This window comes from Leisingera sp. NJS204 (genome assembly GCF_004123675.1).
GTDB lineage: Bacteria > Pseudomonadota > Alphaproteobacteria > Rhodobacterales > Rhodobacteraceae > Leisingera.
The window spans coordinates 691,637-712,983 of record NZ_CP035417.1 but is presented as its reverse complement, the minus strand read 5'-3'; the positions used below and the strand labels follow the sequence as shown (position 1 = coordinate 712,983).

General features: G+C 63.4%; 19 protein-coding genes and 1 pseudogene. 10 read left to right on the top strand and 10 right to left on the bottom strand.

Annotated elements, in window-relative coordinates; all coding sequences use genetic code 11:
- Positions 1 to 73 precede the first annotated feature (73 nt).
- Genes ETW24_RS03590 through ETW24_RS25310 form a run of 7 tightly spaced genes read left to right on the top strand, consistent with a single transcriptional unit; the run spans position 74 to position 9,740 of the window.
- Positions 74 to 1,147 carry an ABC transporter permease gene (locus ETW24_RS03590; protein ID WP_129369785.1) on the top strand — a complete coding sequence of 358 codons (1,074 nt, stop codon included), beginning with the start codon at positions 74 to 76 and terminating at the stop codon, positions 1,145 to 1,147.
- Between the two features lie 6 nt (positions 1,148 to 1,153).
- On the top strand, positions 1,154 to 2,836 hold the full coding sequence (locus tag ETW24_RS03585) for an ABC transporter ATP-binding protein (RefSeq protein ID WP_129369784.1): 1,683 nt from the start codon (positions 1,154 to 1,156) through the stop codon (positions 2,834 to 2,836).
- A 4-nt stretch (positions 2,837 to 2,840) separates the two neighbouring features.
- A complete protein-coding gene (nirB, locus tag ETW24_RS03580) occupies positions 2,841 to 5,282 on the top strand; it encodes a nitrite reductase large subunit NirB (RefSeq protein WP_129369783.1) in 2,442 nt (813 codons plus the stop codon).
- Positions 5,279 to 5,611, top strand: a complete 333-nt coding sequence (nirD, locus tag ETW24_RS03575; RefSeq protein WP_129369782.1) for a nitrite reductase small subunit NirD — start codon at positions 5,279 to 5,281, stop codon at positions 5,609 to 5,611. The genes nirB and nirD overlap by 4 nt, the downstream gene beginning before the upstream one ends.
- Entirely contained in the window at positions 5,611 to 8,241 is a 2,631-nt protein-coding gene (locus ETW24_RS03570; RefSeq protein WP_129369781.1) for a nitrate reductase, read from the top strand. Before nirD ends, ETW24_RS03570 begins: the two co-directional genes overlap by 1 nt.
- Positions 8,242 to 8,252: 11 nt before the next feature.
- A complete protein-coding gene (gene cobA, locus ETW24_RS03565) occupies positions 8,253 to 8,999 on the top strand; it encodes a uroporphyrinogen-III C-methyltransferase (RefSeq protein WP_129369780.1) in 747 nt (248 codons plus the stop codon).
- Between the two features lie 57 nt (positions 9,000 to 9,056).
- Positions 9,057 to 9,740, top strand: a complete 684-nt coding sequence (locus ETW24_RS25310; RefSeq protein ID WP_205877350.1) for a hypothetical protein — start codon at positions 9,057 to 9,059, stop codon at positions 9,738 to 9,740.
- 240 nt (positions 9,741 to 9,980) lie between these two features.
- Here the strand turns inward: ETW24_RS25310 and ETW24_RS24670 are convergent.
- The 7 genes and pseudogenes from ETW24_RS24670 to clpS all read right to left on the bottom strand — a co-directional run.
- Positions 9,981 to 10,625 (bottom strand): annotated as a pseudogene (locus ETW24_RS24670) (IS110 family transposase); the annotation flags it as partial.
- 97 nt (positions 10,626 to 10,722) lie between these two features.
- On the bottom strand, positions 10,723 to 10,914 hold the full coding sequence (locus ETW24_RS24140) for a hypothetical protein (RefSeq protein ID WP_134830672.1): 192 nt from the start codon (positions 10,912 to 10,914) through the stop codon (positions 10,723 to 10,725).
- An 83-nt stretch (positions 10,915 to 10,997) separates the two neighbouring features.
- Positions 10,998 to 11,813, bottom strand: coding sequence for a glycoside hydrolase family 25 protein (locus tag ETW24_RS03545; protein WP_129369776.1), 816 nt, complete (start codon positions 11,811 to 11,813; stop codon positions 10,998 to 11,000).
- 180 nt (positions 11,814 to 11,993) lie between these two features.
- Positions 11,994 to 12,887 carry an oxygen-dependent coproporphyrinogen oxidase gene (gene hemF / locus ETW24_RS03540; protein WP_129369775.1) on the bottom strand — a complete coding sequence of 298 codons (894 nt, stop codon included), beginning with the start codon at positions 12,885 to 12,887 and terminating at the stop codon, positions 11,994 to 11,996.
- A gap of 15 nt (positions 12,888 to 12,902) precedes the next feature.
- Entirely contained in the window at positions 12,903 to 13,709 is an 807-nt protein-coding gene (locus ETW24_RS03535) for an SDR family NAD(P)-dependent oxidoreductase (protein WP_129369774.1), read from the bottom strand.
- A 115-nt stretch (positions 13,710 to 13,824) separates the two neighbouring features.
- Positions 13,825 to 14,814 carry a class I SAM-dependent methyltransferase gene (locus ETW24_RS03530; RefSeq protein WP_129369773.1) on the bottom strand — a complete coding sequence of 330 codons (990 nt, stop codon included), beginning with the start codon at positions 14,812 to 14,814 and terminating at the stop codon, positions 13,825 to 13,827.
- A 12-nt stretch (positions 14,815 to 14,826) separates the two neighbouring features.
- Entirely contained in the window at positions 14,827 to 15,150 is a 324-nt protein-coding gene (gene clpS, locus ETW24_RS03525; RefSeq protein ID WP_129372831.1) for an ATP-dependent Clp protease adapter ClpS, read from the bottom strand.
- 106 nt (positions 15,151 to 15,256) lie between these two features.
- Here clpS and ETW24_RS03520 point away from each other — a divergent pair, with 106 nt between their 5' ends.
- From ETW24_RS03520 to ETW24_RS03510, 3 genes are all read left to right on the top strand, one after another.
- Positions 15,257 to 15,970 carry an HAD family hydrolase gene (locus ETW24_RS03520; protein WP_129369772.1) on the top strand — a complete coding sequence of 238 codons (714 nt, stop codon included), beginning with the start codon at positions 15,257 to 15,259 and terminating at the stop codon, positions 15,968 to 15,970.
- A gap of 80 nt (positions 15,971 to 16,050) precedes the next feature.
- Positions 16,051 to 16,377 carry a hypothetical protein gene (locus ETW24_RS03515; RefSeq protein WP_129369771.1) on the top strand — a complete coding sequence of 109 codons (327 nt, stop codon included), beginning with the start codon at positions 16,051 to 16,053 and terminating at the stop codon, positions 16,375 to 16,377.
- Between the two features lie 262 nt (positions 16,378 to 16,639).
- Positions 16,640 to 18,262 carry a D-alanyl-D-alanine carboxypeptidase family protein gene (locus ETW24_RS03510; protein ID WP_129369770.1) on the top strand — a complete coding sequence of 541 codons (1,623 nt, stop codon included), beginning with the start codon at positions 16,640 to 16,642 and terminating at the stop codon, positions 18,260 to 18,262.
- Positions 18,263 to 18,508: 246 nt separating this feature from the next.
- Here ETW24_RS03510 and ccoS read toward each other — a convergent pair whose 3' ends face one another.
- Genes ccoS through ETW24_RS03495 form a run of 3 tightly spaced genes read right to left on the bottom strand, consistent with a single transcriptional unit; the run spans position 18,509 to position 21,345 of the window.
- Positions 18,509 to 18,667: a cbb3-type cytochrome oxidase assembly protein CcoS gene (ccoS, locus tag ETW24_RS03505; protein WP_027257996.1), complete on the bottom strand. Its 159-nt coding sequence runs from the start codon at positions 18,665 to 18,667 to the stop codon at positions 18,509 to 18,511.
- Positions 18,668 to 18,697: 30 nt separating this feature from the next.
- Positions 18,698 to 20,875: a heavy metal translocating P-type ATPase gene (locus ETW24_RS03500; protein ID WP_129369769.1), complete on the bottom strand. Its 2,178-nt coding sequence runs from the start codon at positions 20,873 to 20,875 to the stop codon at positions 18,698 to 18,700.
- Positions 20,876 to 20,880: 5 nt separating this feature from the next.
- Positions 20,881 to 21,345, bottom strand: coding sequence for a FixH family protein (locus ETW24_RS03495; protein ID WP_129369768.1), 465 nt, complete (start codon positions 21,343 to 21,345; stop codon positions 20,881 to 20,883).
- Positions 21,346 to 21,347 lie beyond the last annotated feature (2 nt).

Here is a 21,347-nt window from a genome sequence, read left to right as displayed (position 1 = left end):
CGGACGGGTGCGCGGCGCGGCAAGCCAAGGCCGCCGCCGCCCTGTCGCAGCATTCCTCGAAAAGGATCCCACCATGACCACCGTCGACCCCGACACACTCAGCTCCGAGGCCCGCCGCGCCCGGCTGTTTACCCGGATCAACAAGCTGGACGCCTGGTTTCAGGTTTTTGGCCTGACCTGGATCACCCCTGTTCTGAAAGCCGCCGCAGGAGACAACCCCAAGGCGCAGATGAAGGAAATCTGGCGCCTGTTGGCGGTTCCCGTCATCGCGATTGCGGCCTTTCTCCTGCTCTGGGCCACGATGGCCCCCAAAGTACAAACTTCGCTGGGGGCGGTCCCCGGCCCTGCCGCTGTCTGGACTGAAACCGTGAACCTGCACAGGGATGCGCAGGCCAAAGCCGCCAAGAAACAGGCCCACTACAAGAAGGTGGAGGCCCGCAATCAACGCTTTACCGACCGCGGCCAGCCGGAGCGGGTCAAGGATATCCCCTATACCGGCGCGCCGTCCTACTATCAGCAGATCTGGACCTCGATCCAGACCGTGTTCTTCGGCTTCCTGATCGCCTCTGCGGTGGCGATCCCGCTGGGTATCCTGGCTGGCCTGTCGCCGGTGGCCAATTCTGCCATCAACCCCTTGGTGCAGATCTTCAAGCCGGTGTCGCCACTGGCCTGGCTGCCGATCGTGACGATGATCGTTTCCGCACTGTACGCCAGCAATGACGGGCTGTTTGCCAAGTCGTTCCTGGTCTCCGCCATTACCGTGACGCTGTGTTCGCTGTGGCCAACGCTGATCAATACCGCGCTGGGAGTGGCCTCCATCGACAAGGACTTGGTGAACGTCTCCAAGGTTCTGAAAATGAACACATATACCAAGATCACCAAGCTGGTGCTGCCCTCGGCCCTGCCGCTGATCTTCACCGGCCTGCGGCTATCGCTGGGGGTCGGCTGGATGGTGCTGATCGCGGCCGAAATGCTGGCGCAGAACCCCGGGCTTGGCAAATTCGTCTGGGACGAATTCCAGAACGGCTCCTCGCAGTCGCTGGCCAAGATCATCGTCGCGGTGCTGACCATCGGCATCATCGGCTTCCTGCTGGACCGGGTGATGTACGCGCTGCAGTCGCTCTTTACCTTTTCGAACAACAGGTGATCCGCCATGAGCGTTCTTGAGTTCAAAAATGTCTCCAAAAGCTTTGGCGAAGGCACCGCCCGCACCGATGTCCTGAACAATATCGACCTGAAGGTTGAGGAGGGCGAGTTCCTTGTCCTGCTGGGCTTCTCCGGTACTGGCAAGACCACGCTGATCAAACTGATGGCGGGGCTGGAAACGCCGTCGCAGGGCACTGTCACCTTCAGGGGCAAGTGCATCTCCGGTCCCGGACCCGAACGCGGCGTGATCTTTCAGAGCTATTCGCTGATGCCCTGGCTGACGGTGACCGGCAATGTCTCCCTCGCGGTCGACACGGTCTTCCCCGGCATGGCAAGGGCGGAGAAACAGGCCAAGGTGGACCACTACGTGAAGATGGTCGGCCTGGGCCATGCTGCAAACCGCCGCCCGGCGGAACTGTCGGGCGGCATGCGGCAGCGGGTGAATGTGGCCCGCGCGCTGGCAATGGACCCTGAGGTGCTGCTGCTGGATGAGCCGCTGTCAGCCCTGGATGCGCTGACCCGCGCCAATCTGGCGGATGAGATCGAGATGATCTGGCAGGCGGACAAGAAAACCTGCGTGCTGATCACCAATGACGTGGACGAGGCGATCCTGCTGGCCGACCGCATCATCGCGCTAAACCCCGACGGCACGCTGGGGGAGGCGTTCAAGGTTTCCATTCCGCGCCCGCGAGAGCGGTCCGCCATGAACAGCGACGAGATCTTCAAGCGCCTGCGGAGAGAAGTGACCTCCTGCCTGATGGATGCAGGGATCGAGGCCAAAATCAAAAGCACCAGAACTCTGCCGGATGTCATTCCGGTCCACGGGCTGCCTGCGGCAGTGACCGAGGCCTCTAAGTCGCTGACCAAGGAACGCTTTCTGGAATTCTCGCAGCTGCACAAGATCTACCCCACGCCGAAGGGACCGCTGACCGTGGTCGAGGATTTCAACATCAAGATCAACAAGGGCGAATTCATCTCGCTGATCGGCCACTCGGGCTGCGGCAAATCCACGGTTCTGACCATGGCGGCGGGGCTCAATCCGATTTCCAAGGGCGCGATCAAGCTCGACCGCAAACACGTAGAAGGCGCCAACCCGGAGCGCGCCGTGGTGTTCCAGTCGCCAAACCTGTTTCCCTGGCTGACCGCGCGGGAGAACTGCGCCATCGGGGTCGACAAGGTCTATCCCAAGGCGTCGCAGGCGGAGCGGCAGGACGTGGTGGAATACTATCTGGAGCGCGTCGGCCTGGCGGATGCGATGGACAAACCCGCAAACGCCATGTCGAACGGCATGCAGCAGCGGGTCGGCATCGCCCGCGCCTTTGCTCTCTCGCCCAAGCTGCTGCTCTTGGATGAACCCTTCGGCATGCTCGACAGCCTGACCCGCTGGGAGCTGCAGGAGGTGCTGATGGAAGTCTGGTCGCGCACCAAGGTGACCGCGATCTGCGTCACCCATGATGTCGACGAGGCGATCCTGCTGGCCGACCGGGTGGTGATGATGACCAACGGACCCCAGGCCACCATCGGCAAGATCACCGGCGTCGACCTGCCGCGCCCGCGCACCCGCAAGGCGCTGCTGGAGCACCCGGATTACTACACCTACCGGCAGGAGGTGCTCGATTTCCTGGAGGAATACGAGCACGGGGCAAAACCCAAGCCCAAACCGGCCGACGCCAAAATTGCAGCGGAGTAAGGACATGACCCAGAAACTCGTCATCATCGGGGCCGGCATGGCCTCGGGCCGGGTGATCGAGCAATTGCTCGATGCCGACCCCGGCGCCTATAATATCACCCTGTTCAACGCCGAGCCGCGCGGCAACTACAACCGCATCATGCTGAGCCCGGTGCTGTCGGGTGAGAAGACCTATGCGGATATCGTCACCCACTCGGACGCGTGGTACGCGGAGCGCGGCATCACCTGCCGGTTCGGCGAGCATGTGGTGAAGATCGACCCTGAGATGAAAGTGGTCGAGGGCGAGAACGGGCATGTTCCTTACGACAAGCTGGTGATCGCTACCGGCTCTGCTCCCTTCATCATCCCGGTGCCGGGCCACGATCTGCCGGGGGTGATCTCCTACCGCGACCTGGACGATACCAACGCGATGATCGATGCCGCTGCCAAGGGCGGCAAGGCAGTGGTGATCGGCGGCGGGCTTTTGGGCCTGGAAGCCGCCGCGGGGCTCAGCGAACGCGGTATGGATGTGACCGTGCTGCATCTGACGGGCCACCTGATGGAGCGCCAGTTGGACGAGGCCGCGGGCTACCTCTTGCGCAAGGATCTGGAGGCACGCGGCATCACCGTGAAGACCCAGGCCGCCACCAAGGCGATCTTGGGCGAAGACCGCGCCGAGGCGGTGCTGCTGGAGAGCGGCGAGACGCTGGGCGCCGATCTGGTGGTGATGGCGGTGGGCATCCGCCCGGAAACCCGCCTCGCCACTGACGCGCATCTGGATGTGGCGCGCGGGATCGAGGTGAACGCGCAGATGCAGACCTCCGACCCGGATATCTATGCGGTGGGCGAATGCGTGGAGTTTGACGGCCACCTGTTTGGCCTGGTCGCGCCGCTTTACGATCAGGCCAAGGTGCTTGCCGACAGCCTGCTGGGCGCACCGAATGCCTTTGCCGTCAAGGAACTGGCGACCAAGCTCAAGGTGACCGGCTGCGACCTGTTCAGCGCGGGCGACTTTGCCGGGGGCGAGACCCGCGAGGATATCGTCTTCCGCGACCCCGCCCGCGGCATCTACAAACGGCTGGTCATCGAAGACGACCGGCTGGTTGGTGCCGTGATGTACGGGGACACCGCCGACGGAAGCTGGTTCTTCGGGCTGATCAAGGACGGCGCGGACATCAAGGAGATGCGAGAGACGCTGATTTTCGGCCCGGCCTACCAGGGGGGCGCCTCTGCGGACCCTCTGTCAGCCGTTGCAGCATTGCCGCCTGAGGCGGAGATTTGCGGCTGCAACGGCGTATGCAAGGGGCAGATCACCAGCGCCATCGAAAGCGGCGCCACCGATCTGGGCGCAATCCGCGCACAGACTAAGGCCAGCGCCTCCTGCGGCACCTGCACCGGGCTGGTGGAGCAGCTGCTGGCCGTGACCCTGGGTGATGGCTATGCGGCGCCCCAGGCCCAGCCCATCTGCGGCTGCACCAGCCACACGCACGAGGATGTCCGCCGCCTGATCAAGTCGCAAGAGCTGAAAAGCCAGGCCGCTGTCTGGCAGGAGCTGGGCTGGACCACCCCGAACGGCTGCCATGTCTGCCGTCCGGCAGTGAACTACTACTTGCTGGCCGACTGGCCGCTGGAATACCGCGACGACCCGCAAAGCCGTTTTGTGAACGAGCGCAAGCACGCCAACATCCAGAAGGACGGCACCTTTTCCGTGGTGCCGCGGATGTGGGGCGGCATCACCACCCCGGAGGAGCTGCGCGCCATTGCAGATGCCGCCGACAAATACGACGTGCCGACGGTCAAAGTGACCGGCGGCCAGCGCATCGACCTGCTGGGCGTCAGGGGCGAGAACCTGCCTGCGATGTGGGCGGATTTGAACCGGGCCGGGCTGGTGTCGGGCCATGCCTATTCCAAGGGGCTGCGCACGGTGAAAACCTGTGTCGGCACCGACCATTGCCGGTTCGGCACCCAGGACAGTACCGGGCTGGGCATCAAGCTGGAAAAGCACCTCTGGGGCTCCTGGACGCCGCACAAGCTGAAACTGGCGGTCTCCGGCTGCCCGCGCAACTGTGCTGAGGCGACCTGCAAGGACATTGGCGTGGTCTGTGTCGACAGCGGCTATGAGATCCACATCGGCGGTGCTGCGGGCATGGAGATTAAGGGCACAGAACTTCTGTGCAAGGTGGAGAGCGAGGACGAGGCGATCGAAGTGATCTCGGCGATGACCCAGATTTACCGCGAAAACGCCCGGTATCTGGACCGGATCTACAAATGGCTGGCCAAGGTGGGCCTCGACTGGATCAGGGAGCAGATCGTGGAGGATGTAGAGAACCGCAAGGCGCTGGCGGAGCGGTTTCAGCTGTCGCAATCAATCTACCGCAAGGACCCCTGGGCCGTACACGCGCAGGACAGCATCACTCGGGCGCAATACGCCCCCCTTGCCAATCTGACACTGGAGGCTGCGGAATGAGCTGGATCGACATCGGACACATCAGCGATATCCCCCTTCACGGCGCGCGGGTGGTGAAAACACCCGTCGGCTGCGTCGCCCTGTTCCGCACCACCGAGGATAAGGTCCTCGCTGCCGACGACCGCTGCCCGCACAAAGGCGGGCCGCTGTCCGAAGGCATCGTGCATGGGCAAAGTGTGACTTGCCCGCTGCACAACTGGGTGTTCGATCTGAACACCGGCGAAGCGCAGGGCGCCGACGCGGGCCGGATCGAGACCTATCCGCTGCGCATTGAGTCAGGCCGCCTGCTGATCGACGGCGCAGCCATCGGCAAGCGGAGCGCGGCGTGATGATGGGCGCCAGCTGCAAGGAAACCCGCTCCACCTGTCCCTATTGCGGCACTGGATGCGGCGTGCTGCTGCGTCCGGACGGCATGGGCGGGCTGGCGGTACGCGGCGACCCCGATCACCCGGCCAACCGCGGGCGGCTCTGCTCCAAGGGGCTGGCGCTGGGGGAAACACTGGGACAGGAGGGCCGCCTGCTGGCGCCGCGGGTGAACGGGCAGGACACCGATTGGAACAGCGCACTTGATCTGGTAGCCGCCAAGTTCCGGCAGGCCGTGGAAAAGCACGGCCCGGGCAGCGTCGGCTTCTACCTCTCCGGGCAGATGCTGACAGAGGATTACTATGTCGCCAACAAGCTGATGAAGGGCTTTCTCGGTTCGGCAAACATCGACACCAACTCGCGGCTGTGCATGGCCTCCACCGTTGCGGGACACAAGCGCGCCTTTGGCACCGACACCGTGCCAGGCACCTATGACGATCTGGAACAGGCCGATCTGATCGTCCTGACCGGCTCCAACCTCGCCTGGTGCCACCCGGTGCTGCACCAGCGCATCCTGGCAGCGCGCGCGGCGCGCGGCACCAAGCTGGTGGTGATCGACCCGCGCCGCACGGCGAGCTGCGATCAGGCCGACATGCATCTGAAACTACGGGCCGGCAGCGATGTGGCGCTGTTCAACCGGCTCTTGGCTGCCCTCTACGAAGGCAGCGCGCTGGACGCGGATTACCTGCGTAACGTGAATGGGCTCGGTGAGGCGCTGGAAACCGCCTTTGCTTCCGATGCCGCGGTGACAGGGCTGTCTGACAGCGAAATCGCAGCCTTCTGCAACCTTTGGATGCGCACGGAAAAAGTGGTGACCATCTTCAGCCAGGGCGTGAACCAGTCCACGTCCGGGACAGACAAGGTGAATGCGATTCTGAACTGCCATCTGGCCACCGGCCGGGTCGGCAAGCCCGGCAGCGGGCCTTTTTCGGTGACCGGCCAGCCCAACGCCATGGGCGGGCGCGAAGTAGGCGGGCTGGCCAATATGCTAGCCTGCCACATGGATCTGGAAAATGTAATCCACCGCACGGCGGTGCAGGAGTTCTGGGGCGCTCCCGCGATGCCGGACCGGGCGGGCCTGAAGGCTGTCGACCTGTTCCGCGCCGCGGGCGACGGGCGGCTCAAGGCGCTCTGGATCATCCACACCAACCCTGCCGTCACCATGCCGGAGGCCGATGCCGTCTCCGCCGCCATCAAAGCCTGCGATTTCACCGTGGTCAGCGATATCACCGCCGCAACCGACACCGCCCGGCTGGCGGATGTGCTGCTGCCCGCCGCCGCCTGGGCGGAAAAGGACGGCACGGTCACCAATTCTGACCGCACAATCAGCCGCCAGCGTGCCGTTCTGCCGCCGCCCGGCCAGGCCCGTGCCGACTGGGACATTCTGGCAGACGCAGGCAGGCGCATGGGCTGGGGCGCGGCGTTCGGCTATCAGACACCTGCAGAGATCTTCCGCGAGCACGCAGCGCTGTCCGGCCTTGCCGGCAGCTTCGGGCTGGACTTCGACATCTCCGGCCTCGCCGCGATCTCCGGCCAGGACTACGACGATCTGCTCCCGCTGCGCTGGCCGGTCAGCCGCAGCCGCCAAGGCGGCCGTTTCTTTGCAGACGGGCAGTTCTTTCACCCGGACGGCAAGGCCCGCATGCTACCGGTCCGCTGCTGCCCTCCGGCAGCCGCGCAGGGCCGCCGCTACCCGTTCCGCCTGAACACCGGGCGCATCCGGGACCAGTGGCACACGATGACACGCACCGCGCTGGCGCCGCGCCTGTCGGGACATTTGGCAGAGCCCTTTGCCGACATCCATCCGCAGGACGCCCGGGCGCTTGGGGTGAAACCTGCGGATCTGCTGCGCCTCAGCAGCCCGCACGGGCAGGCCATCCTGCGCGCCCGGATCACGGCAGATGTGCAGCCCGGAGACCTATTCGTGCCAATACACTGGACCGGCGAAACCGCCCCCTCTGCCCGCATTGACAGGCTTGTCGCCGCCGCCGTCGATCCGGTTTCGGGACAGCCCGAAAGCAAGGCAACGGTTGTTGCGGCGGAACGCTGGCAGCCAGCTTGGTACGGGTTTGCAGTCTCGCGCCTGCCGATGAAACCGGTGGCGGACTACTGGGCCCTGGCACGCACCAAGGCCGGATACCGTGCAGAACTCGCCGGGCTGGCCTCCCTTTCGGAACCGGAGGCCGCCGCGCGGGACCTGTTTGCCCTACCGAAGGCCGAGGCGCAAATGATGACAGACAGGTGCAAGGGCATTACCCGGCTGGCCCTGTTTCAGGATGGCAAGTTCATGGCAGCACTGTTCACAGCGCCGGAACCGGTGGCGGTCAGCCGGGACTACCTGGCCGGCCTGCCGGGAACCGGCGCGGCAGGGGTGCTGACCGGCAGTCCCGCAGCAGACCAGCCCGACCCCGGCCCAGTGGTTTGCGCCTGCTTCAGCGTAGGGGCCAACACCATTCTGCACGCCATTGAGAACGGTGGTCTGATGAGCGTTGCAGACGTCGGCGCCGCCTTGCAGGCGGGCACGAACTGCGGCTCCTGCCGCCCTGACATCGCTGACTTGCTGGCGCGGCGCCCATTCAGGCAAGCCGCAGAATAGGACGGTTCCGAATGACAGATTCTCCGGCACATCAAACCGCACCGGGCACGCTTGCCCTGGTCGGCGCAGGCCCCGGCGCACGCGACCTGCTGACTCTGCGCGCGATGCAACGGCTGCAGCAGGCCGACACGGTTTTCTACGACCGCCTGGTTGATGAAGAGGTCCTGGAACTGGCCCCGGCTGCGGCCAAACGGGTCTTTGTCGGCAAACACGTCGGCGCCCACGCCTGGCCGCAGGACAGGATCAACGCGGTCATTGTGGCAGAAGCACTGAAGGGCCGGCGTGTCGTGCGCCTGAAATCGGGGGATCCCGGCATCTTTGGCCGTGCAGCCGAAGAACTGACCGCCGCCCGCGCGGCCGGAATTGAAACGGAAATCATACCCGGCGTGACCGCCGCCTGCGCTGCCGCGGCGCAGACGGGCCTGCCGCTGACTGAACGTGGCGTGTCGGACACGCTTGTGCTGACCACCGCTAGATGCAGGGCCGGAGACCCACTGCCCGACTGCGCCCGGTATGCAAAGCCCGGAACCACAATTGTCTTTTATATGTCGGTGGGACAGGCACCCCGGATCCGCGACGGACTGCTCCGCCAGGGCATGCCTTCCGCCACTCCTGTCACGATAGCTGTGGATGTCTCCAAGCCGGGAGCACGGACAGTGTCTTGTGGCATCAGCACGCTCCCGGAAACCCTAGATCAGCATGGGATCTCCGGCTGCGCTATTATTTTCATCACATGTCCCAAACACAGGTCCGGGTAAGGCTCCCGCTGGCAACAAGGCTATGTCGGCAAAGGCCGCAGCCAGACCAGGATTGAAGTGACGCCGACGGCATTCAGAAAGCTCTCGGCTGTCATATTCCAGCGGGTTTCGATTCTGCGGATGTTATGGAGTTTGTTGAAGCATTGTTCGACCCGCTTTCGGATCAAATACAGAAAACGGCCAACGATGATGCATCTCCAGAGCCAACGCATCGGGACTACGGGGCGCATCCGCACCTATAAGGACCGCTTAGAGCCGCTTTCGTCATACTGCACCGCCGAAGGCCGTCACGATGCCCGCCATGCCAAAGCAATGCTGGATCCGGCCGCAAACAAGACCGGCATGAACGATGCTGACGGCCTGACCCATCCCGCCGAGGCCGGGTTTTTACGCGAGGTGCGTGTGAAAGGGTTTGACAGCATGCCAACCCGCACTCACGTGGCCGCGCATTCCCGGTTGATCAGGATTGCGATTGAGCCTTCGAACCAGATCCGCGGGGTTATGAATACAATTGGGTTTATCGTGCCACCGGACAAAGGAAGCAAATTCAAGAAACACGTCAGGTTCCTTCTCCTTGAACAGGGCGGGTTTGCTTCAATCGTGCCGCCCCTGCTGGAAGCCTGGAGCGGCGAAGGAGACGGAAGAGCCCATGGTTATGTACCGGCTGCAGTTCGCAAATGTTCAATTGCGCGTTCTCAGGAAGTCGCTGATATGTATACGGCCTGTGTATCGACCTGTTGATTGCCGCGGCCCTGTTGGATGTGCGCACGCGCCGCTGTCTCATTAGTGCTACCGGGATCGATGATGACCATTTGGTCTCTCAGACTTTGGGTGCGTCTTTTTCCGTTCCATGCATTTGAGGTTTACGAACACCGTTTGCGGCTGAGGTCTGATAAAATCGCAGCCGCTGTTTCTTTTTCCTTCCAATCAAAAGCGTTCCCGGAGTTCAGGATGCTGCAGGCGATCCGGGCCAGTTTGCCGTCCAATGCCGGGAATGGTCATCAGGCGCTGACTGCCGGTCCGGGATATGCTGACGGCCTTGATCTCAGAAGCCGTCATTTTGATCCGCTCGTCCAGTCATATCCAATCGTGCTGAAGGCAGGCAATCAGCTTGCGCATGCGCAGGGACAGCTTTTCACTGAGGCTGCCGAGAATGGCTGGGAGCGCGTTGCACAGCGCAACCGCACACCGCCTGACAGTAATACCTTGTTCAATCAGAAAGGCGCGGATTTGCTTCAGCGTTGCCGTCCGGTGCAACACGAGGCAGGCCCGAACCCGGTGTAACGCCTGCAGGTCGAGCTGATCTTGCGCCTTCCCGGACACTGTCTTGAGGTTGGGGCGCAGGGCCGCTTCCGCAATCGCTTTGGCAACGTTGCAGTCGTTCTTTTGACCTTTTTTGAACGGCTTCACCTAGATCGCAGGAGTGATCCGAGGCTCAATTCCCAGCCCGCGCAACGAGCGGCTGACAAAATGCGCACTCATGCAGGTTTCAATGCCGGCTATGCAGCGCGGCAGGTCTTGAAACGTCGCAAGCAGCGCCAGCCGCTTGATTTTCCTGCGTAAAACAAACTGGCCTTCCATATCGAAGCCAACCGGCATCAGCTCATCAAAATCGTTCTTTGCCATACAATTCCTCCAGGCTGCAAAAATTGGCCAAGCTTAACCTATTGAGGGAAGCAGCCGGAACGAGCCCACACCTGCCATTGGGGTCAACCCCGGCAGGTTACGGGTTGTAGCTGGCAAAGCAGAAATACACGCCCAGAATGCCCTCTATCCAGCGACCGGTTTTCGTGTAGATCGCCACAACTGGCGAGGTGGAGAACGCAACCGCATAAATCACGTGGCCGGTTGCCGGGATAATGCTTGTGCCTGCCACGGCTAAAGCGGCGGCCCGCGTCGGTGTTTGCCCGTCCAAGGCTAGAGCTTTCCCTTCTGATCGGACGCCGGCATCAAGGAGCGCCCAAGGCGCAAGGGGGCAATGTCCCCTTGCGTCACGCTTTAGATCTGCCCCGACCACCTGAGCCAGCTTTCCGGGCTGCCGCGGAAGGTGTTGAGGTCCACGTCGCCCGCCACCCCCGGCACTTCACCGGTGCCGGAATACTGCCAGAAGCTCCAGCTTTCACCCGGGTAGACCTTGCGCGGATGGCCCGCGACCGAACGCAGCCAGAACTCGGTGCCGCTGAGGCGCCCGATGCCGGTGTCGCGGTAGAAGTCCACGGTCGTGTAAACCACCGGGCGCTTGCCGTAGTGACGTTCAAGAATGTTCAGGAACTTGCGCGCCTCGGCCCTGACCTTGGCGCCGTCGGGCCGTGTTCTGCAGGTGCGGGAGCGGTGGTTCCACTCCATATCCAGCACCGGCGGCAGTGCGTTTGCATCCCTTGGCACATTGCGGATGAACCAGCGCGCCTGCTCGGCCGCAGGGCGGCAGAAGTAATAATAGTGATAAGCGCCGCGTTTCAGCCCTGCGGCCCGCGCGCCGCGCCAGTTGTCGCGGAACATCGCGTCGGTGTGATCGCCGCCCTCGGTGGCCTTGATGTAGGCGAATGAGACGCCTGAGCGGCGCACCCTGCGCCAGTCGATCTCTCCCTGATAGCGCGACACGTCGATGCCATGAACCGGATAGGACCAGGGCTTGCGCCCCTCCCACGCATGCGGATCACGGTCGCCGAACCGGGGATATGTCCGCAACCCGGACAGCCGCCCATTGGCAGGTTCGGTGCGGGTGACTTCCGGCGCATTCACCGCCCTGTCCCGCGGCCCGCCGCACCCCGCCGCCAGTGCCATTGCCAGAATCCCCAGAACCAATCTGCGCATGTGATCTGCTCCCTGCCTCGCCTCGTGAAAAACTGCTGTTTTCTTTGCCTGTTGTTTTTCACCTTAGCGCAGGGTGGCGCAAAGTCGCGCCTGAAGGCGGGAAATCAGCATAAATCCGCCGCAGGAAGAAACGTGCCGCTTTGCAGGCGGCGCGTTCAGTTTGTCACAGCTGCGGCTGGCTCAGACCCATTTCGCCAGGGGCGGCAGGCTCATCAGCACCGCGTTGGCGTCATGGCCGGTTTCCAGCCCGAATTTGGTGCCGCGGTCATAGACCAGATTGTATTCTGCATAGAGGCCGCGATGGATCAGCTGGGCATCCTTGTCTGCCTCGGAATACGCCTGCACCCGGCGTTTTTCGACCAGCGGCACAAAGGCCGGCAGGAAGGCGCGGCCAATATCCTGGGTCAGAGCAAAATCCGCCGCCCAATCGCCAGAGCTCTGGTCGTCCATGAAGATGCCGCCCACCCCGCGGGCGCGCTTGCGGTGGGGGATGTAGAAATACTCATCCGCCCATTCTTTCAGCCGCGGATACTGGTCCGCGCCGTGCGGATCCAGATGCGCCTTCTGCTGCCCGTGAAAATGCGCGGTATCCTCATCGTATTCAATGCAGGGGTTCAGATCCGAGCCGCCGCCGAACCACCAGGCGTGCGGGGTCCAGAACATCCGGGTGTTCATATGCACCGCCGGGACATGCGGGTTGCGCATATGCGCCACCAATGAGATGCCCGAGGCCCAGAACCGCGGATCGTCCTTCATCCCCGGAATGCCTTTGCGCGCCGCCATCGCGTTTTGCGCCCTTTCGCCAAGGGTGCCGTACACCTCGGAGATATTGACCCCGACCTTCTCAAACACCCGGCCGCCGCGCATCACGCTCATCAGCCCGCCACCCGCATCTGATCCGTCATCCGACGTCCGCGTGGTCTCTGTCACCTCGAACCGGCCCGGCGCCATATCTGCAAACGGGCCTTCGCTGTGGCTGTCCTCCAGCCTCTCGAACGCCGCAACGATCTGGTTGCGCAGGTCCCGGAACCAGGCAGCAGCCTGGGCCTTTTCGGTCTTCATCTCAGCAGTCATACAGGGTCTTTCTGATCAGTGGACCGGTGCCGCCACCGGATCCAGCAGCGTGCGGCCGCCGTCCAGCGTCAGCACCTGGCCGGTCATGAAACCAGAGGCGTCAGAGGCCAGGTACTGCGCCGTCTCGGTCAGTTCAGTGGGCGAGGCAATACGGCCCAGCGGGGTATGCGCCTCGATATCCTGGCGGTAGCTGCGGTTGTCCTTGAGGGTGGTCCGCATCGACGCGCTCATCACTGAGCCGAAGGCAATCGAGTTCACCCGGATCTTGTGCGGCGCCAGCGCCACCGACAGGGAGCGGGTCGCCTGATCCAGCGCGGCAGAGGCGATCGAATAGGCCATCAGCTCAGGGTGGGTGCGGCGCGCGGCAATGGAGGACAGGTTGATGATACTGCCCAGCGGGCCGCTGCTGTCCTCGTCTTCCTCGCCCTGCCGGATCATCCGCTTGGCCACTTGCTGCGACAGGCGCACGGCGGGCAGCAGGCTTTGCATCAGCAGCTGATCCAGGGTGTCATCGGCGGGGTCCAGCGGATCAGTTGCCACCATCTGGCGCGCACCGTTGACCAGGATATCCACCCCGTCAAAGGCATCGATAGTGGCCGACAGCAGATTGGCAATGGTCAGCCGTTCGCGCAGGTCGCCTGCGAAATAGCGGATATTGCTTTCCTCGGCCTGCTCGCCCAGTTCGGCCACCAGCTGCGCCTCATGGGTGTCGGCAAACATCACATTGGCGCCGGCATCGGCAAACTGCTTGCCTATCGCCAGGCCGATGCCGCTGGACGCCCCAGTCACGATGGCGGTTTTACCGGAGATCGAAAAGGACATGTAAGGGCACTCCCCTGTAACAATCTGGCCTGCAAAAATCTGGCCTGTAGCACTCAGGGCCGCACGTTAGACCGGGCCTGCCGGTTTGGAAACCGGCATTGCGCCCCGCACGCGGTTACTTGCGCCGCCGTTTCGGCCGCGCCGCATGCAGGATCTTGAAACGGTTGTCACCGCCCTCCTCGCGCACCTGGGCAAAGCGTTCACCCAGTGCCACCTCATAAGGCAGATGCCGGTTGGCCACCATCCACAGGCTGCCCGAGGGCGCCAGCATCGCTGCTGCTGCCCCGATGAACGCCTGACCCAGCGACGGTTCCGCCGTGCGGCCAGTGTGAAACGGCGGGTTCATCACCACGGTGTTCACTGTGCCCGGCGCCTTCCATGTGCGGGCGTCCGCCCAATGAAACTGCGCCCGGCTGTCCGCAACATTCTGCCGCGCGCAGGCCAGCGCGTGGTAATCCGCCTCGGCCAGATGCAGCTCCTCGACACTCTCGCGTGTCAGCACCTCAGCCGACAGATACCCCCAGCCCGCCCCCAGATCAGCCACACAACGGCCCAGCTTCTGCGGCAGCGCCGCAGCCAGCATCCGGGACGCCGGGTCGATTCCATCCGCCGAGAACACGCCCGGCGCGGTGGTGAAGCCTTCAACCTGCTGCGGCTCCGCCGGCAGCCACTCGGACAAATCGGTGCCGCCGTCGATCCAGAACACCTTGCCATGCGCCTTGGAAACCGGAACCGAGGGTTCACAACGCTTGCGCAGATCTTTCAGAATCGAATCGATGCCCTCAGTCTTTGCGCCATCAATCAGCACCTGCCCCTGTGTCGCTGCCGCCGCCTGGGCGATCAGCATCCGCGCCAGCGCTTTGGCACGCGGAATAATGACAACGGCAGCGGCCAGCGCCTCGTCCGCCTCCAGTGCCGGGGTGCAGGCATAGCCCAGCGCGGCAAAATGATCGTGGTCGGGGCGCAGCGGCTGGACGATCAGCAGCTGCTCCTTGGGCAGGGCTGACAGGTCGTGCTCGCTGCGCGGATGAAACACGGCGATGCGGCCCTCTGACGGAACAGCAAAGCCGCCCGATTGGGCGGCCAATGACAGGCGAACGGACATCTAAGGGCCTCTTTATTCTTCTTTTTCCATGGTGCATTGCAGCGGGTGCTGCTGGCGGCGGGCGAAATCCATCACCTGTCCCACCTTGGTCTCAGCCACCTCATGGCTGAACACACCAACCACGGCAACGCCTTTCTTATGCACTGTCAGCATGATCTCGAACGCTTGCGCGTGGGTCATGCCAAAGAACCGCTCCAGCACCAGGACGACAAATTCCATCGGTGTGTAGTCGTCATTCAGCAGCAGCACCTTATAGCGCGGCGGGCGCTTGGTTTTCGGCCGCGTCTTGGTCAGGACGCCAGATTCGATATCGTCGTCTGAATGGTCGGTCATCATGATGTGCTGAAGCGGCATAAGCAATTTGATCCGTTGATACGTGGAATTTCCTGTGACGCTTATATAGCCTCTATACTGTTTAGGAAAAGAGACTGAGACCCGCAGATTGATACGTAATTTGACAACAATCGGCTTTGATGCCGACGATACCCTTTGGCACAACGAACGGTTCTTCCGCGTCACCCAGGAAAGATTCGCCGAATTGCTGATGGATCACACCCCCGCCGACGTCGGCCCGGAGCGGTTGGAACGGCTGCTTCTGGACGCCGAAAAGCGCAATCTGGGGCGCTATGGCTACGGGGTGAAGGGGTTCACGCTCTCGATGATCGAAACCGCGATCGAGGTGACGCAGGAACAGGTGCCTGCATCTGTGATCAAGGAACTGATCACTGCAGGGCAGATGATGCTCTCCTATCCCATCGAACTGCTGCCCCATGCGCGCCAAGCGGTTGAGGCCGTGGCCGGCCGCTACACTGTGGTGCTGATCACCAAGGGCGACCTCCTGGACCAGGAACGCAAGCTGGCGCAATCCGGCCTGGGGGAGCTGTTCGACGGCGTCGAGGTGGTCTCGGAGAAAACACCGGAGGTCTATCTGGACATCTTCGCCCGCCACGGCGACGGGGCAGCGCACGCGATGATGGTTGGGAATTCCATGCGCTCTGACGTGGTTGCAGCCATCGGCGCCGGCGCCTGGGGCACCTATGTGCCGCATGGGCTGGTCTGGGAGGTCGAACACGCCGAAGCCCCCGAGCATAACCCCCGTTATACCGAGATTGCCGATCTGAGCGGGCTGGCGGGTTTGGTAAACAGCCTTTGCTGACAGTGCCGGGGATTGGATGCTGGACGGACCTGTTCCGGCCAGCTATCCCTTTGCCGACCCAAAGCGGAGACGCCGGATAGATGCCGCATGCCGAACTGAAATTCTCCAGCGATCTGGAAATCGACGCCAAATCCATCCTGGCCGAGATCGAGTCCGTGATCCTGCAACACGACAGCGGCGCCGGGGCCTGCAAGGGCCGGGCCTATCCGGCAGCGCAGTTCCATCACAGCCACATTGCCATCACTGTGGCCCTGCTGACCAAGCCGCACCGGGACGAAGCATTTTCCAAGGCCCTGCTGGCGGATCTCGAATCCCGCATCAAGGCGCAATTGTCCCAGCCTTGCGAATTTTCCCTTGGCCTGAGCTATTCCACTCCCTTCTACGTGACCAATTTTCACGCAGGTTAACGGCTCAGACCCGGTCTATACGGCCTGCAGGGGTGATATTCGGCCAACGCGCGATCTGGAAAACACAACTTTTTTCGGTAACCTTCTGTTAGCACTTACTGCATCTAGAGGAGCCGCTGAACACCCCCACAAGATGCCGGCAGGATGGCGCGCATAGCGCTGAATGGCGTGTGTCACCGCTGTTTATTCCTCAGTAACCCTGTGTTAGGCTTTCGGTCACAGGCAAAAACGTCAGCCGGAAAACCGGCGGCATGAGGCAAACATGGCAGTGATCACGCAGGTCAATCCGGCGTCAGGCCGGGATTCTTGTACCCGGTTCCTGAGGGCAGCCGCGGTATTTCTTATCGCAGCACTTGTGCTGGCGCTCCAGCCGCACCAGGCCGCTGCGGCGCCCTATGCGGCGATGGTGATTGATTCCCGCACCGGCGAAGTGCTGCATTCGCGCAATGCCGATACCCGCCTGCATCCCGCATCATTGACCAAGATGATGACCCTCTACATCGCGTTTGAGGCGGTGCGGAACGGCGAAATCACGCTTGAGACCAAAGTCAAAATCAGCCGCAATGCCGCTGCCGAGCCGCCTTCGAAACTGGGTCTGCGCTCCGGCCAGCGGATTGCCTTTCGCTATCTGATCCGCGCCGCAGCCGTGAAATCCGCCAATGACGCCGCCACCGCCATCGGCGAGACGCTGTCCGGCTCCGAGGCGGCCTTTGCCCGCCGCATGAACCGCACCGCCAAGGCGCTGGGGATGAGCCGCACCACCTTCAAGAACGCCCATGGCCTCACAGCCAGCGGGCATATGTCGACGGCGCGCGACATGACCACGCTGGGGCGGCACCTGCTTTATGACTATCCCGAATACTACAACCTGTTCTCCCGCCGCACGACCCATGCCGGCGTGCGCGAAGTGCCCAACACCAACCGCCGCCTGCTGGCCAGCTACCGCGGCGCCGACGGGATCAAGACCGGCTATACCCGCGCCGCAGGCTCCAACCTGGTGGCCTCGGCCAAGCGCGGCAACGAGCGGATCATCGCCACGGTGTTCGGCGGCAAATCCTCCACCGCGCGCAATGCCAAAGTGGCGGAACTGCTGGATCTCGGCTTCCGCCGCGCCCCTTCGCGTGCCGCCCTGCGCAAGCCGCGCCGCCCCGCATACCAAGGTGCAGGCGTAGTAGTAGCAGACTCCGGGGACAGCGGCAGCAGCGAAGGTGCTGCGGGCAAGACCATCCGGGTCAGCGGCCAGGTCAACACCAGCCTGCGGCCCAAGACGCGCCCGGGCCGCACCGAGTCGCCGGTGCTGGTAGCCGCACTTGAGGAAGCCCTGCAGACGCCGCCGGCCGAAGCTGCTGAGGACACGGCACAAACCGCACCGCAAGCGGAGCAGATCGAAAATGTCCAGACCGTCAGTGCCGAAGGTGCCGTGCAGGGCGATGCCATCCGCAACAGCATTGCCGTTGCCCTCGCCGAAGCAGAGGCAGAACCCGCGCCGCCAGCCCAAGCCCAAGCCGCAACAGCCACTGTCATTGCTGCGGTGCAAAAGGTGCCCTTCACCGGGCTGAGGCCCGTGGCCCGCCCGGCCAGCCTGGCCCTTGCGAACGCTTCGCCCGAACCGGAACCAGTGGTTGTGACCCGGCTTTCCACTTCCGGCGGGCGTTACTGGGGTGTCAATGTCGGCCTCTACACCAGCCGTTACCAGGCCGAGAAGGTTCTGCTGCGCACGGCCCTGTCGGAGCTGGAAACACTGGACGGCTCCTTGCGCAAGGTGGCCAAGACCCGGCGCGGGTTCGAAGCCAATTTCCTCGGCATGAGCCAGGATCAGGCGGAACTCGCCTGCCGCCGCCTGAATGCCCGCAACGTAACCTGCAAGCCGATCGGCCCATCCTGACGCGAACGGCACAGACTGCAGAACAAAAGGCGCCCCAGAGGCGCCTTTTTCATGCCGGAAACACCGAGCAAGCCAGCTTCTCCCGCCCGCCGTCAGCCTCTTCTGCGAAAAGACTTCCTGCCGTTGGGCGTGGCACCGCGCTTTGCGCGGTGCCACGCCCAACGCTGCCAAGGGGCTCTGGCGCCAGCCAGGGCACCTGCAGGGGCGGGAGGGTTTGGCTATTCACACAGGCGCAGGCCGCCCGCATCACGGCTTGGGCTTGTCGTCCCACTCATCGCTCAGGATCCGGCGTGAGTCGCCTTCCGGATCGTCATACTGGTTGCTGCGCAGTGTATAAAAGAACGCCGCCAGCCCGACCGAGCCGAGGATCAGTGAAATCGGGATCAGATAGGCAAGGACGCTCATGGCTTCAGGTCCGTTGTGGCTGGCGCCGGCTTATCGCAGCCGCAGCGCATTGAGAGAGACTGTGATGGAAGAGGTAGACATCGCCAGCGCCGCAATCAAGGGTGTTGCCAGCCCGGCAATCGCCAGGGGCACTGCAATCACGTTGTACAGCGTGGCAATACGGAAATTCTCGCGGATCCGGCGGGTTGCCTTTTGCGCCACGCTGCAGGCCTCGGCAATCGGGGAAAGATCCTGCCCCAGCAGAACAATATCCGAAGCCACCCGTGCCGCATCCAGCGCGGATGCAGGCGAGATTGACACATGCGCCGCCGCCAGCGCCGCGGTGTCGTTCAGGCCGTCGCCAACCATCAGAACCTTTTTGCCTTGCTCTGTCAGCATCTGCACACGGGCGGATTTGTCAGCCGGCAGCGCCTCGGCCACCCATTTGGCGATGCCCAGCCGCCCGGCCAGATCCTCCACCGCACCTGTGGTGTCGCCGGAGACCAGCAGCACATCCTTGCCCGCCTCCTTCAGCGCCTGAACAGCCTCCGCTGCGCCGGGGCGCAGGGCATCTGTAAACAGGAAGGGTTTAGCCGCCCCTGCCCCGCTGTCGAGCCAGGCCGCGGTCTGGCTGCCCTGCGTGGCACCGACCCAGGCCGCGCGGCCCAGCCGGACGCGGGCACCGCGGAACATCCCCTCGGCACCATAGCCCGGAACCTCGGCGATCTCCTGCACGCTGGCCGGCTTGATCCCGACCTCCCGCGCCGCGCGGCTCAATGCCACCGACAGCGGATGCGAAGACCCTTCGGCCAGCGCCAGCGCGATCTCCAGATCGGCGCGGGCATGATCGCTCAGATTGGTCACTTGCGGCGTGCCGGCTGTCAGCGTGCCGGTCTTGTCAAAGACCACGGTATCGACCTCCGCCAGCCGCTCCAGCGCAGTGGCGTGTTTGATCAGCATACCCTTCTTGAACAGCCGGCCCGAGGCAGCGGTGGTCACCGCAGGCACCGCAAGACCCAGCGCACAGGGGCAGGTGATGATCAGCACTGCCGCGGCAATATTCAGCGCCATGCGGATGTCGAAGGTCCACAGATACCAGCCCGCAAAAGCAAGCGCCGACAGGATATGAACGCCGGGCGCATAAAGCTTGGCAGCGCTGTCCGCCAGCGAGGTGTAGCGGGAGCGGCCGGATTCAGCGATGGCGACCAGATCGGTCATCCGGTGCAGCGAGGTATCCTCCCCCACCGCAGTCGCCCGGATGGTCAGCGGGCCGGTCAGATTCACCTCGCCGGCTGACACCGCCAGACCGGGTTCCGCAAAGACCGGCAGCGTCTCGCCAGTCAGCAGCGAGCGGTCCAGTTCCGACCGCCCCTCGACAATCGCACCGTCCACCGGCATCCGCCCGCCGGGGCGCACCAGGATCAGATCGCCAATCGCCAGATCCGCCACCGGCACCTCGTATTCATCGCCGTCCAGCAGCCGGATCGCGCGGGGCACTTCCAGTGCTGCCAGCTCCTCAGCGGCCGAGCGCGCAACCGCACGGGTGCGGTAATCCAGATAGCGGCCTGCCAGCAGGAAGAACGTCAGTGTCAGGGCGGCATCGAAATAGGCATGTTCGCCCGACAGCGACGTCTCCCACAGCGAGGTGACCAGCGCCAGAACCAGCGCCAGCACAATCGGCACATCCATATTCAGGCGCCCGACCCGCAGCGCGCTCCAGGCGTTGGCAAAAAACGGCTGTGCTGCGAAGATGATCGCGGGAAAGGTGATGGCGGCAGAGATCCAATGGAACATGTCCCGTGTCGCATCCGACGCTCCGGACCAGACCGAGACCGACAGCAGCATCACATTCATCGAGGCAAAGAAAGCCACCGCCAGCCGCATCAGCAGGTCACGTCCCGCCTTGTCGTTCCGGGTGGCAGCCAGCGCTGCCAGATCCAGTTCGTGCGCCTCGTAGCCGATGCTTTGCAGTACCGGGATCAGATCCACGGCGCGCAGGTCCGGCTCGGCCTCAATCAGCGCCCGCTTAAGTGTCAGATTGACCCGTGCGGAATGAATGCCGGGGTGTGCGTTCAGCTCCCGCTCCACCGCTGAAATACAGGCCTGGCAGTGAATGCCGGGCAAGGACAGCGCCAGCCGCGCCTCGGTCGGAGCTTGTTCAGCAACGTCCTGCGGGACCGCGACACAGGCCGGACAGGCCGCAAGCGAGGGGCGGATCTGGGCAGTCATGGCAATCAGCCTTTCACATGCAGGATCACGCGCTGGGTGAACTCGGTGCCATCCTTGGCCCGCGCCACCATGCGGATATTCCAGTTGCCCGGCCCCAGCTCGGCCGGCGCCACATAGGCCTGGCCGTCAAAGGTGAACTCCGGCTGCTGGTCGTCCTGCACATGGGTCGCCCGGCCCAGCGTTGCGCTCAGCTTGGCGACCTCCACCGGGGTGCCATCGGCATCGGTGATCTCCAGCTTGACCTGATCCCCTTGCGAAGACGCATAGACCGACCAGCCCAGCGCCTCCTGGGCAGAACGGCGCACATCGAATTCCTGGCTGGCAACATAGGAATTCTTCACCTCCAGCCCCGGAAAGGTCTTCACCGCGTTGACTGCCAGGGCGATGTTCACCCCGATGATCACCGCAAAGGCGCCGCAGAACAGCATCAGGGCGTGTTTGCCGGTAAATTCGCGTTCGCTTTTCGCCATGG